The following is a 12,279-nucleotide window of genomic DNA, read 5'->3' as shown; positions in this document are numbered from 1 at the left end:
TACTGGAAGTACGCACGAAATCCGATATCGGGGGAAATCATGGATCCGGGCAACGTCGTGGTGGTGGTCCTCGGAGTGATAGTGGTCGCGTCCGCCTTGGGGGTCGCGCTCGTCACCATCGTTCTGTGCGGCATCAGGGGCGAGAACGCCCAATGGCCGGTGACCCCCGACACGAGGCGAGCCCCGCATGAACCCGAGATCACCGGCGCGGAAGCGCGCGCCGCAGGGATCAAGGGTTCTCATGAAGAGGACCACCCCGAGTGGACCGGCCGCGAGCTGGCGGGCGACGACCTCCGGCCGGTCGGCACCCACGACGAGAAGCACGCCGTCCCGGGACGGGCACGATGGTGGTGACCCCCCCGCCCACGCGAGCCCGGACCTTCCCGCGGAACGTCCGGGCTCATTCATGTCCGGTCCTGCACGTCCTGCCCAGGCTGCGGCTCACGACGTCGCCAAGACCATAGTTCGTCTGAATGTCAGGACATATTCTTGACGCCGGGCATTCTGATACCTAGAACTGTGGACGGGTCGTCGTCAGCTGATCGAGCCGCGGAGGCAGTATGCGTGTGGGTCTGTTGGGTCTTGGCCGCATCGGAGCGTTCCACGCGACGACGCTCGCCGCGCATCCCGAGGTCGGCGAGCTGATCGTGTCGGACGCCGACGAGGTGCGGGCGAAGGAGGTGGCAGGCCGGGTCGGAGCGCTGGTCGGAGACGCGTTCGAGACGGACGCGGTGGTCGTCGCCACCCCCACCTCGACCCATGCGGAGCTCATCCTGCGGGCCTGCGACGCCGGCGTCCCGGTCTTCTGCGAGAAGCCGGTCGCGCCGGGCATCGAGGAGACCGCACGCGTCGTCGAGGCGGCAGATCGCAGCGGCACGCTCGTCCACATCGGCTTCCAGCGGCGCTTCGACGCCGGGTACGCCGCCGCGCGCCGGGCGCTCAGGAGCGGCGAAGTGGGCGACCTGCACCGGGTCCACCTGCTGACCGCCGACCCCCGGCCGCCCGACGCCGCCTACATCCCCCTCTCCGGGGGCATCTTCCGCGACTGCCACATCCACGACTTCGACATCCTCCGCTGGGTGACCGGCCGCGAGGTCGAGTCGGTGTACGCCACGGGGGCCAACCGGGGGGCCGCGTTCTTCGCGGAGGCGGGCGACGTGGACACCAGCGCCGCCCTGCTGACCCTCGACGACGGAACGCTTGTGACGATGCAGGGGTCTCGATACAACGGCGCCGGGTACGACGTGCGGATGGAGCTCGCGGGAACACGTGGCACGGTCGTCGTGGGGCTCGACGACCGCGTGCCCCTGACCTCGGCCGAGCCCGCCGCCGGGTTCCCAAGCGGCGAGCCGTGGCCCGACTTCGGCGCCCGCTTCGAGGCGGCCTACGTCACCGAGATCGGGGCCTTCCTCGGCAGCGTGCGCGACGGCGGGCAGAGCCCCTGCACCGTCCAGGACGCGCTCGCCGCCCTGCGCGTCGCCGAGGCGGCAGAGCTGTCCCGCCGCACCGGACGCCTGGTGAGGGTCGCGGAGGTGACCGTATGAGCGCACCTGTGGCCGGTCCCTCGGGCGACGCCGTGACCGGCCCGGTCAGGATCGCCGCAGCCCCGATCTCGTGGGGGGTGTGCGAGGTGCCGGGCTGGGGCCACCAGCTCGACCGCGACCGCGTCCTCGGTGAGATGCGCGCGCTCGGCCTCACCGCGACCGAGCTGGGCCCCGACGGCTTCCTGCCCCCGTCCCCCGGGCACCGCCGCACGCTCCTCGCGTCGTACGGCCTGAGCGGCATCGGGGGCTTCGTCCCGGTCGTGCTGCACGATCCCGCGTACGACCCTGTGCCGGAGGCGCAGGCCACGTTGCGGGCGTTCGCCGACGGTGACGTGGGGACGGTCGTGCTCGCGGCCGCGACCGGCGCCGACGGCTACGACGAGAGACCCGTGCTCGACGCCGAGGGCTGGAAGACGCTTCTGGCCAACCTCGGACGGGTGCTGGAGGCGGCCGAGCGGTTCGAGCGGGCCGTCACCCTCCACCCGCACGTCGGCACCATGATCGAGACGCGTGACGAGGTCGGCCGGGTGCTCGACGGCTCGGAGATGCCACTCTGCCTGGACACCGGCCACCTTCTCATCGGGGGCACCGACCCGCTTGACCTGGTGTCCAGGGCAGCAGCCAGAGTCGCACACGTTCACCTCAAAGACGTGGACGCCACGCTCGCCGAGCAGGTCCGCGCGGGAAAGCTCACCTACACCGACGCCGTGCGCGCCGGGATCTACCGCCCCCTCGGCAGGGGCGACGTCGACGTGGCGGGCATCGTGACCCGGCTCGGCGACGCCCACTACCAGGGCTGGTACGTCATGGAGCAGGACGTCGTCCTCGACGGGGAGCCGCCGAGCGGCGAGGGGCCGATGGCCGCCGTCCGCGAGAGCCTGGCGTACCTGTCCGCGCTCTCGCATCCCGCGCCCGAGGCGGTGCCGGGGTCCGGTCTGCCCGGGTACGGCAGGGAAGGCGACGCATGACCGAGGTGCTCACGATCGGCAGGGTGGGCGTCGACATCTACCCGCTCCAGGTCGGCGTCTCGCTGCGCGAGGTGGAGACCTTCGGCAAGTACCTCGGCGGCAGCCCTTCCAACGTCGCGGTCGCCGCCGCCCGGCTGGGCCGCGAGTCCGCCGTGATCACCCGCACAGGGGCCGATCCGTTCGGGGAGTTCGTCCACGACGCGCTGCGCTCGTACGGCGTCGACGACCGCCACGTCACCGAGGTCCGGGGGCTGCCGACACCCGTGACCTTCTGCGAGATCCGCCCTCCCGAGGACTTCCCGCTGTTCTTCTACCGCTACCCCAAGGCCCCCGACCTGGAGATCTATCCGGAGGAGCTGGACCTCGCGGCGATCAGGGGGGCGCGCCTGTTCTGGGCGACGATCACCGGGCTGTCCGAGGAACCGTCCAGAAGCGCCCACTTCGCTGCCTGGGAGGCCAGGGGCCGCGCGCCGCTGACCGTGCTCGACCTCGACTACCGCCCCATGTTCTGGGCGTCGCCCGAAGCGGCGCGAGAATGGGTACGCAAGGCCCTCGGGCAGGTCACCGTGGCCGTGGGGAACCTCGACGAGTGCGAGGTGGCCACCGGCACGCGCGAGCCGTACGAGGCCGCCAGGGCGCTGCTCGACCAGGGCGTCGAGCTGGCGGTCGTGAAGCGGGGATCCGCGGGCGTGCTGGGCATGACGGCAGGGGAGACCGTGGAGGTGCCACCGGTGCCGGTCGAGGTGGTGAACGGGCTCGGCGCGGGCGACGCGTTCGGCGGCGCGCTCTGCGACGGCCTGCTCGCCGGCCGGAGCCTTGAGGAGACCCTGCGCTTCGCCAACGCGGCCGGGGCGATCGTCGCCGGACGGCTCGCCTGCGCGCCGGCCATGCCCACGGCCAAGGAAGTCGAGGCCGTGCTCTCTGGGCTCTCAGGGCTCTCAGGGCTCCCGGGGGAAGCCCATGCGTGACGACGATCGCAGGAGGCTGGCCGAGTACCGCGCCAGGTATCCCGAGAAGATCGCCCAGGCCGCCGCCGAACGCCGGCGCAGGCCGCTGCTGGCCGACCGCGACCAGCTCCTGATCATCGCGGCCGACCACCCGGCCAGAGGCGCGATCGGCGTGCGCGGGCGGCCGATGGCCATGGCCAGCCGCGTCGACCTGCTCGACCGGCTCGGCGTCGCGCTGGCGCGGCCCGGGGTCGACGGCCTGCTCGCCACCCCCGACATCGTCGAAGATCTGCTGCTGCTCGGCGCGCTCCACGACAAGGTGGTGATCGGGTCGATGAACCGGGGCGGCGTCCACGGCACGGCGTTCGAGTTCGACGACCGCTTCACGGCCTACGACACCGAGTCGATCGTCCAGATGCGGCTCGACGGGGGCAAGATGCTCTGCCGCATCGGCGTGCGCTCGGCCGAGACGGTCAACACGCTGGAGGCATGCTCGCGTGCCGTGACGAGCCTGGCCAGGCAGAGCCTGGTCGCCATGATCGAGCCGTTCTGGTCCCACAGGGACGAGGGCGTCGTCCACCACGACCTGTCCCCGGAAGGCATGATCCACGCCATCCACGTCGCCCAGGGGCTCGGCGCGACCTCCGCGCGCACCTGGCTCAAGATCCCGGTCATCGACGAGATGGAGCGGGTCACCGAGGCGACCACCCTGCCCACCCTGCTGCTCGGCGGCGACCCCACGGCGGCCCCCGACCGGGTGTACTCATCGTGGCGCGACGCGCTGCGGCTTCCCGGTGTGCGCGGCCTGGTCGTCGGACGCGCGCTGCTCTACCCGCCCGACGACGATGTGGCCGCGGCCGTCGACATCGCCGCCGGGCTGCTGGAGGTGACCTGATGTCCTACATCCCCGCCGGCTCCACCGCCGAGGCTCCCTGGGCGCTGCGGATCTCGCCCGAGACCGCCGGATGGACCTACGCCGGGCTCCGGGCGCTCAACATCTCCGGCGAGACGGTCGAGTTCGGCACCGGCGACGAGGAGATGCTCGTCGTCCCGCTGTCCGGGTCCTGCCTCGTCGAGTGCGATGGGGTACGCCTCGACCTGCGGGGCCGCGAGTCGGTCTTCGGCGCCGTGACGGACTTCGCCTACCTGCCCATCGGGTCGGGCGTCCGGCTGAGCGGGCGGGGCCGCTTCGCCCTGCCGTCGGCCGTCGCGACGCGGCGGCTCCCGGTGCGGTACGGCCCGGCCGAGGACGTCCCCGTGGAGGTGCGGGGAGCGGGGCGGGCCAGCCGCCAGGTCAACAACTTCTGCGCCCCGGACGCCTTCGAGTGCGACAAGCTCGTCGCGGTCGAGGTGCTGACCCCCGAGGGCAACTGGTCGTCCTACCCTCCGCACAAGCACGACACGCCGGGCGACGGCGAGGCCGTGCTGGAGGAGATCTACTACTTCGAGGGCGGCCCCGGATACCAGCGGGTGTACGGATCGCCGGGCAGGCCCATCGACGTGCTGGCGGAGGTGAGCTGCGGGGACGTGGTGCTGGTGCCGCACGGCTACCACGGGCCCTCGATGGCGGCTCCCGGCTACGACCTGTACTACCTGAACGTGCTGGCCGGGCCGGCGCCGAAGCGTTCCATGGCCTTCTGCGACGACCCCCGCCACGCCTGGATCCGCTCCACCTGGCACGACCAGCCGGTGGACCCCCGCGTCCCCATGACCCGGCCCCCGAGGACCCACGAGCCGGCATCCACGAACGGCGAGCCGGAGGCGAAGGCATGACGACGATCCGGCTGACCGTGGCCCAGGCGCTGGTGCGGTTCCTCGGCGAGCAGTGGAGCGAGCGCGACGGGGTGGAGCAGCGGCTCATCGAGGGCTGCTTCGGCATCTTCGGGCACGGGAACGTCGCCGGCGTCGGCCAGGCGCTCGCGGAGCGCGGCGCGGGCCTCGGCGATCCGCTGCCCTACTACCTGGCGAGGAACGAGCAGGCCATGGTCCACACGGCCGTGGGCTTCGCCAGGACGCGCAACCGCCTCTCGACCTTCGCCTGCACGTCTTCGATCGGTCCGGGCGCCACCAACATGGTGACCGGCGCCGCGCTCGCGACGATCAACAGGATCCCGGTGCTCCTCCTGCCGGGCGACATCTTCGCGACCCGCGCCGCCGGGGCCGTCCTGCAGGAGCTTGAGGACCCACGCTCGTACGACGTCAGCGTCAACGACTGCCTGCGGCCGGTGTCGCGCTTCTTCGACCGGATCAACCGGCCCGAGCAGCTCCCTTCGGCGCTGATGGCGGCGATGCGGGTGCTCACCGACCCCGCCGAGACCGGCGCGGTGACGATCGCCCTGCCGCAGGACGTGCAGGCCGAGGCGTACGACTGGCCCGCCGAGATGTTCGCCCGCAGGGTCTGGCACGTGGCGAGGCCCATCCCCGACGCGGCCGCCGTGGAGCGGGCCGCGGAGGCGATCAGGCGTTCCCGGCGCCCGCTGATCGTCGCGGGCGGCGGCGTGATCTACAGCGAGGCGTGGGAGGAGCTCACCGCCTTCGCCGAGTCCCACGGCGTGCCCGTCGGGGAGACCCAGGCGGGCAAGGGCGTCCTGCCGTACGACCATCCGTGCGCGCTCGGGGCGATCGGGCACACCGGCACGGCCGCCGCGAACGCGATCGCCCGCGAGGCCGACCTGGTCATCGGGGTCGGCACCCGCTACACCGACTTCACGACGGCCTCGCGCACGCTCTTCGGCGACGCGCGCTTCGTGAACCTCAACGTCACGGCCTTCGACGCGGCCAAGCACGCCGGGATCATGCTGGTGGGCGACGCCCGCGAAGGACTCGCGGTGCTCGACCTGGACGGCTGGACGGCCGACCCGTCGTGGACCTCCCGGGCCACCGGGCTGAGCCGTGCCTGGCACGACAAGGTGTCGGCGCTGTACGCGGGGGACATGCTGACGCAGCCGGTGGTGCTGGGCGTGCTCAACGAGGTCGCGGGGACGGACGGCGTGGTGGTCAACGCCGCCGGGTCGATGCCCGGCGACCTGCACAAACTGTGGCGGTCCTCCGATCCGAAGGCTTACCACGTCGAGTACGGCTACTCGTGCATGGGATACGAGATCGCGGGCGGTCTCGGTGTGAAGCTGGCGGCGCCCGAGCGCGAGGTGTTCGTGCTGGTCGGCGACGGGTCGTACCTCATGATGGCCCAGGAGATCGCCACCGCCGTCCAGGAGGGCGTCAAGCTGATCGTCGTGATCGTGGACAACCACGGCTTCGCGTCGATCGGCGGCCTCTCGGAGTCCGTGGGCGCGCGACGGCTCGGCACGGCCTACCGCAGGCGCTCCCCGGATGGAGGGCTCGACGGGCCGTACCTGCCGGTGGACCTGGCCGCCAACGCCGCGAGCCTCGGAGCCGACGTCCTGCGCGCCTCCGGCCCCGGCTCCCTGCGCGTGGCCCTCACCAAGGCGCGCGAGTCCGCGGTCACGACCGTCGTGTACGTCGAGACCGTGCCCGGCCCCTCTCCCGACACGACCGCCTGGTGGGACGTCCCCGTCGCCGAGGTCTCCTCCACCCCCGACCTCCACCACCGCTACAACGAGGCCAAGCGCGGGCAGCGCCCGTACCTGTAGATCTGTGCAGCGCTGTGCAGGGCTCAGGCCTCACTGGGCCGCGGCGCCAGAAGGGCTCGTGACGGCTGGAAGCCGCGGGCCAGGAGGATGATGGCCGCGGCGAGGACGAGGGGTGCCGCGAAGGCCACCTGGTAGTCGGCGGCGTCGGCGATGCCGCCGACCAGGGCCGCTCCCACGATGAAGCCCACGTAGTTGAACATGTTGACGCGCGCGATCGCCACGCCCGTACCGGCGGGGTCGAGCCGTCCGGCCGCCGAGAACGACTGAGGGGCGACGACGGACAGGCCCACCCCTGTCACGCCGAAGGCGACGATGGCCAGCGGCTCGTTCGGCGCGGCGACGATTCCGGCGAAGCCCAGGGCGGCGAGCGCCCCGCCGATGCGGACGATCGCGGCGGGGCCGTACCTGCGGACGGCGAGGTCGCCGCCGGCCCTGACCACGAAGGTCGTGGCCTGGTAGGCCCCGAGTGCCAGCGGGACGACCGCCGCGGACGCATGCATGATCTTGTCCATGTAGACGGACCCGAAGTTGGAGATCGACGCGTCGCCGACGTAGAGGAAGGCCATCGCCAGGCACAGCGGCAGGATCGGCCTCCACGGGAACCGGCCTCCAGCGGGTACGTCCGTGCCGGGTGCGGGTTCCGCCGGTCGCACATGCTCTTCTTCGGGGGCGCACAGGGTGGGACCGGCGACGACGGCGATGGCGACGCCGGTGACCATGGCGACGGCGAAGGTGACGGGAAGGTTCAGCCCCATGCCACCGGCGGCCGAGGCCCAGACCGCGCCGATGACCGCCGCGGCGCTCCACAGGGCGTGGAAGCCGGTGAGGATCGCCCTGCCGTACCTCCGCTCGATCGTGACGGCCTGCATGTTCATGCCCGCGTCCACCGCGCCGAGGCACAGGCCGAACAGCACGTTCGCGGCGACCAACTCGGGGACGGTGGCCGCGAGCCCCGCCAGCACGACCGCGAGACCGGCCAGCGGCTGGGCGATCCGGAGCACCACCCGGCTGCCGTACCGCTTGGCGATCTCCCCCGCGAGAACGCTGCCCGCACCCGCGATCACGGGCACGATCAGCAGCAGGATGGACAGCTCGCCGTCGCTGAGCCCGTGCTTCTTCTGCAGGGCCGCGACCTGGGTGAGCAAGGTGGCGAACGTCAGCCCCTGGACGAAGAAGACGGCGAAGGTGGCGAGGCGGGCGCGCCGGTCACGTGGGGTAGGCACCGCGGCCTCCGAGAAGGGGAAACATGAGGCTAATTCAGGTTTCGCCAGGGTATGGTCATGGCCCACGCCGGTCAATGGCCCCGCGGGGACGCCGTTCGCCCAGGGCCGGCTCGCCCAGGGCCGGCTCGCCCAGGGCCGGCTCGCTCAGGGCCAGACTCTCTCGCCGCTCGGGACGTCCGAGGACGGCGACAGGCGTACCGCTCGGGTGTCCTGGACGGTGAAGGCGTCCACCACGTGCCGGTTGTGGACCAGGAAGCCGACGACCCCGGCCACGGCCTGCCCGCCCACCGCGGCGTTCGCGTGGCCGGTCAGAAGGTAGATGCGGGGAGCCGACAGCTTGTCGAGCAGGAACCGGCGGCCGTGGCGGTGGACATCCTGAAGGGCCTTGACCGGGATCGGCTGGTCGGAGGTGAACCATACGGCGACGTCCCAGACAGGCAGTCCGGGGTCCGGATCGGCCGACTCCTCATAGCAGCTGACACAGCCGTGGCGGGCATCCTGCCCGTGGGGGCACGCCCAGAAAGCGGCATCGTCCCGGTAGCTCACGCGGTCGGCTCCTCCTCGAACAGGTCGGCGATCATCACGGCGGCCCCGGTGAGCGGGGCGGCCATAACGGCCGAGTCAGATAATTCTGACGGATCTTCTGTCCTGATGTGCTTCGTACCTGGTGGTATTCCGCCAAGTAATGGCGGTAGGGGTACGTCACGGGTCGCTTCGCGGGTTAATGTCGAGGCGTGGAACCCCAACGCGGACCGCGTTACGACCGCTGGAACGACCGTTGGAGCCGGCAGGGAGCACCGGCCCTCCGCCAGTTCCTGTCCGGCGTGCTCAACGGCGTGGCGGCCGACCGGCAGGGCCCGGCTCCCCACGAGCTGAGAGCTTCCGACGCCGATCGCGAACGCGTGGTCACCGTGCTGGCCAGTGCCGTGGCCGACGGCAGACTCACCCACGCCGAGCACGAGGAACGCGTCGAGGCCGTCTACAACGCCCGCACCTTCGGCGAGCTGGCCTCCCTCACCGCCGACCTGCTGCCCGAGCACCTCCAGCCGCTGCGCGCCGACGGACGGCCGGTGATGGCGCTGTTCCGCTCAGAGCAGCGCGAGGGCCGCTGGGTGGTGCCCTCGAACTACTCGGTCACGGCCGTCGGCACCGGCGTCACGCTCGACCTGCGTGACGCGCTGCTCCAGAGCAGCCACATCACCGTCCAGGCCACCGTGGTGGGCGCGACGCTCACGCTGATCGTCCCTGCGGGCGTACGCGTGGACATCCCCGCGTCCGCCGTCCTCGGAGGGAAGAAGAACCGGGTACCGGACTCCGCCCCTCCCGACGCCCCCGTGATCGAGATCACCGGCATGATCATGATGGGCAACGTCGTGGCGAAGGTCCCGAAGCCGCCGAGACGCGGCTGGACCCGGCGCGACAGGCCCTGACCGGGAGCCGGCGCCGCTCGCCGTCGCACGGCCGCCCCGCGTCGCAGGGCGGCCGTCCGCGTCTCAGGGGCCGTACGTCCTCACGAGGACCGGCCGGGGTCAGGTGGCGGTGTCGAAGTTGATCGCGCTGTAGGCCCGGAGCTTCCACAGCTGGTGCTCGCTCTCCACCTTGCGCACGGTGCCGGAACGGCCGCGCATGACCAGCGAGTGCGTGACCGCCGCCCCGCTGCGGTAGCGGACGCCGGCCATCAGCTCCCCGTCGGTGATCCCCGAGGCGGCGAAGAACACGTCCTCGGAGGTCACCAGGTCGTCGGTGGTCAGCACGCGGTCGAGGTCGTGCCCCGCGTCGAGCGCGCGGCGGCGCTCGTCGTCGTCACGCGGCCAGAGCTTGCCCTGGATCACACCCCCGAGGCACTTCAGGGCGCACGCCGCGATGATGCCCTCGGGTGTGCCGCCGACGCCGAGCATGAGGTCGACGCCGGTGTCCGGGCGAGCCGCCATGATCGCGCCGGCCACGTCGCCGTCGGTGATGAACTTGATGCGCGCCCCCGTCTCGCGGATCTCCTTGACGAGCCGCTCGTGGCGGGGCCGGTCGAGGACCACCACCATGACGTCGGACGGCGAGCATCCCTTGGCGCGGGCGACGGCGGCGACGTTGGCGGCAACGGGAGCGTCGATGTCCACCGCGTCCGCCGCCTCGGGACCGGTCACCAGCTTGTCCATGTAGAAGACCGCCGACGGGTCGTACATCGAGCCGCGCGGGCTCACGGCGATCACGGAGATGGCGTTGGGCATGCCCAGCGCGGTCAGGCGGGTGCCGTCGATCGGGTCCACGGCGACGTCGCACTCGGCGCCGCTGCCGTCACCGACGCGCTCGCCGTTGTAGAGCATGGGGGCGTTGTCCTTCTCGCCCTCGCCGATCACCACGACACCGTCCATCGAGACCGTGTTGATCAGCTGTCGCATCGCGTTGACCGCCGAGCCGTCGGCGCCGTTCTTGTCGCCCCGGCCCACCCAGCGTGCCGCGGCCATCGACGCCGCCTCGGTGACGCGGACCAACTCCAGAGCGAGGTTGCGATCGGGCGCGCGGTCTTCTGTGGCCAGCGCGGGCGGTACGGACGTCTGCTCCGACATGGTTACAAGCCCCTCTAATTCGTACGATCGGCGATCGGGACGCCCTGTACTGGACCTACCAGGTTCCGCGCTTTCTAATCCAGCCGACTCCAACGATCGTAGTTGTCCCACTTCCGCGGCCGACGGAGGGATACTGTCACCTGCATGAGCAGCGACACGGAACGGCCCGTGACTGTGCGCACCTCCGAGCGCGGCGCCGCCACGCGCGGCGCCCTCTTGGACGCCGCCAGGGAGACATTCGTCACACGGGGCTTCGCCGAGGCCGGGGTCACCGATGTCGTCTCCCGTGCGGGGGCCAGCGTCGGCAGCCTCTATCACCATTTCTCCGGCAAGGCCGACCTCTACCTCACGCTCTTCGACGAGTTCCAGACCCGTCAGACCCAGCGCACCAAGCAGGCGGTCCAGGCGGCGCGCACCGAGGGCGAGTCCGACCCGATGCGCCTGTTCATCGCCGGTGCCCGCGCCTACCTCGAAGGGTGCTTCGACGAGCGCGAGCTCGCCGCGCTGTTCCTGCGCGGAGACGGGCCCCCGGGCTTCGAGGTGATCATGCGCGACCGCATGCGGCAGTGGGCGCGGCGCAACGCCGCCCTGTTCGAGGACGACAGGGGAGCCCTGGTGGTGGTCGTCACGGGCGCGCTGGCCGCCGCCGTGTCCGAGGTGGCGCTGTCCGACGACGTGACCGCCTCCAGGCGGCTCGCCGAGGACGTCCTCACGATCATCGCCCGGATCCGGCGCCCGTAGGGGCCGCGCGTCTCGGGCCGCCCTTCCCGGCCGGTATTCTCGCTGGTTGTGCGTCGATTCACCGAGGGCTTCTACGGATACGCGTTCGCCGTGCTCGTCTGCCTGGCGCTCGTCGGAGTCTTCCTGCTGATCGCGCCGCAGAGCCGCGAAGAGCACATCCCCAGGGTCGACTACTCGATCACCCTCGCCAACCTGCGCCGCGTCGCGCCGTACGAGGTGCGGGTCCCCGAGCCCGTCCCCGCCGGCTGGGTGCCGAACAGCTCCACCGTCGAGGAGAAGCCGTACGTCACCTGGCGGCTGGGGTTCGCGACGGCCAAGCGCTCCCACGCCTTGCTGGCCCAGAGCGACCAGCCCGGCCAGGACTTCGCCAACCGGCTCGCCAACAGCGACAAGGTCACGGGCACCCGGCAGATCAACGGGCAGACCTGGCAGGAGCGCTTCCGCCCCGACAAGAACCAGCGCTCGCTGGTCAGCTTCCAGTCCGGCGTCACGATCGTCGTCACCGGCCTCGCCGAATGGGACGAGCTGGCGCGGCTCGCCGGCTCCCTGAAGGCCCAGCCCAGGGGGAGCTCCACGATCGAGCCCACCCAGCCGTCGACGGCGAGCCCCGCCGCGTCGTGAAAGAGCCCGCCGCGTCGTGAAGGAGCACTCCGCGTCGTGAAGGAGCACTCCGCGTGGTGA

Annotated in this window: 13 protein-coding genes; 10 read left to right on the top strand and 3 right to left on the bottom strand. The window is 71.7% G+C overall.

Annotated features, from left to right (window positions below; genetic code table 11):
• Positions 1-39: 39 nt before the first annotated feature.
• The 7 genes from ACGFIV_RS20730 to iolD all read left to right on the top strand — a co-directional run bounded on the left by ACGFIV_RS20730 (position 40) and on the right by iolD (position 7,070).
• Positions 40-354 (top strand): hypothetical protein, encoded by a 315-nt coding sequence (locus ACGFIV_RS20730; protein ID WP_358546126.1) that lies wholly within the window; start codon positions 40-42, stop codon positions 352-354.
• Between the two features lie 206 nt (positions 355-560).
• The gene (locus ACGFIV_RS20725) at positions 561-1,544 is read left to right on the top strand and encodes a Gfo/Idh/MocA family oxidoreductase (protein WP_358546129.1); all 984 of its coding nucleotides are present in this window, start codon (positions 561-563) and stop codon (positions 1,542-1,544) included.
• The gene (locus ACGFIV_RS20720; protein WP_358546132.1) at positions 1,541-2,512 is read left to right on the top strand and encodes a TIM barrel protein; all 972 of its coding nucleotides are present in this window, start codon (positions 1,541-1,543) and stop codon (positions 2,510-2,512) included. The genes ACGFIV_RS20725 and ACGFIV_RS20720 overlap by 4 nt, the downstream gene beginning before the upstream one ends.
• The gene (gene iolC / locus ACGFIV_RS20715) at positions 2,509-3,480 is read left to right on the top strand and encodes a 5-dehydro-2-deoxygluconokinase (protein WP_358546135.1); all 972 of its coding nucleotides are present in this window, start codon (positions 2,509-2,511) and stop codon (positions 3,478-3,480) included. The genes ACGFIV_RS20720 and iolC overlap by 4 nt, the downstream gene beginning before the upstream one ends.
• On the top strand, positions 3,473-4,354 hold the full coding sequence (locus ACGFIV_RS20710) for a deoxyribose-phosphate aldolase (RefSeq protein WP_358546137.1): 882 nt from the start codon (positions 3,473-3,475) through the stop codon (positions 4,352-4,354). The genes iolC and ACGFIV_RS20710 overlap by 8 nt, the downstream gene beginning before the upstream one ends.
• Positions 4,354-5,232: a 5-deoxy-glucuronate isomerase gene (gene iolB, locus ACGFIV_RS20705; protein ID WP_392836960.1), complete on the top strand. Its 879-nt coding sequence runs from the start codon at positions 4,354-4,356 to the stop codon at positions 5,230-5,232. Before ACGFIV_RS20710 ends, iolB begins: the two co-directional genes overlap by 1 nt.
• Positions 5,229-7,070 carry a 3D-(3,5/4)-trihydroxycyclohexane-1,2-dione acylhydrolase (decyclizing) gene (gene iolD / locus ACGFIV_RS20700; protein WP_392836958.1) on the top strand — a complete coding sequence of 614 codons (1,842 nt, stop codon included), beginning with the start codon at positions 5,229-5,231 and terminating at the stop codon, positions 7,068-7,070. Before iolB ends, iolD begins: the two co-directional genes overlap by 4 nt.
• 23 nt (positions 7,071-7,093) lie before the next feature.
• On the opposite strand, the gene ACGFIV_RS20695 is transcribed toward iolD, so the two are convergent.
• The gene (locus ACGFIV_RS20695; RefSeq protein ID WP_392836955.1) at positions 7,094-8,293 is read right to left on the bottom strand and encodes an MFS transporter; all 1,200 of its coding nucleotides are present in this window, start codon (positions 8,291-8,293) and stop codon (positions 7,094-7,096) included.
• A 144-nt stretch (positions 8,294-8,437) separates the two neighbouring features.
• Positions 8,438-8,839, bottom strand: coding sequence for a hypothetical protein (locus ACGFIV_RS20690; protein ID WP_358546147.1), 402 nt, complete (start codon positions 8,837-8,839; stop codon positions 8,438-8,440).
• A 188-nt stretch (positions 8,840-9,027) separates the two neighbouring features.
• Here ACGFIV_RS20690 and ACGFIV_RS20685 point away from each other — a divergent pair, with 188 nt between their 5' ends.
• Positions 9,028-9,723, top strand: a complete 696-nt coding sequence (locus ACGFIV_RS20685; RefSeq protein ID WP_358546149.1) for a DUF1707 domain-containing protein — start codon at positions 9,028-9,030, stop codon at positions 9,721-9,723.
• Between the two features lie 99 nt (positions 9,724-9,822).
• Here the strand turns inward: ACGFIV_RS20685 and glpX are convergent, their stop codons facing one another.
• The gene (gene glpX / locus ACGFIV_RS20680) at positions 9,823-10,857 is read right to left on the bottom strand and encodes a class II fructose-bisphosphatase (RefSeq protein ID WP_358546152.1); all 1,035 of its coding nucleotides are present in this window, start codon (positions 10,855-10,857) and stop codon (positions 9,823-9,825) included.
• A gap of 144 nt (positions 10,858-11,001) precedes the next feature.
• Here glpX and ACGFIV_RS20675 point away from each other — a divergent pair, with 144 nt between their 5' ends.
• Positions 11,002-11,598, top strand: a complete 597-nt coding sequence (locus ACGFIV_RS20675) for a TetR/AcrR family transcriptional regulator (RefSeq protein ID WP_358546155.1) — start codon at positions 11,002-11,004, stop codon at positions 11,596-11,598.
• Between the two features lie 48 nt (positions 11,599-11,646).
• Complete coding sequence (locus tag ACGFIV_RS20670; RefSeq protein WP_358546157.1) at positions 11,647-12,219, top strand: DUF4245 domain-containing protein; 573 nt, start codon at positions 11,647-11,649, stop codon at positions 12,217-12,219.
• Positions 12,220-12,279 lie beyond the last annotated feature (60 nt).

The sequence above is a fragment of the Sphaerisporangium sp. NPDC049003 genome, from assembly GCF_043197795.1.
GTDB lineage: Bacteria > Actinomycetota > Actinomycetes > Streptosporangiales > Streptosporangiaceae > Sphaerisporangium.
The sequence above is the reverse complement of the archived record's forward strand: the minus strand, read 5'-3'. Positions and strand labels throughout refer to the sequence as shown.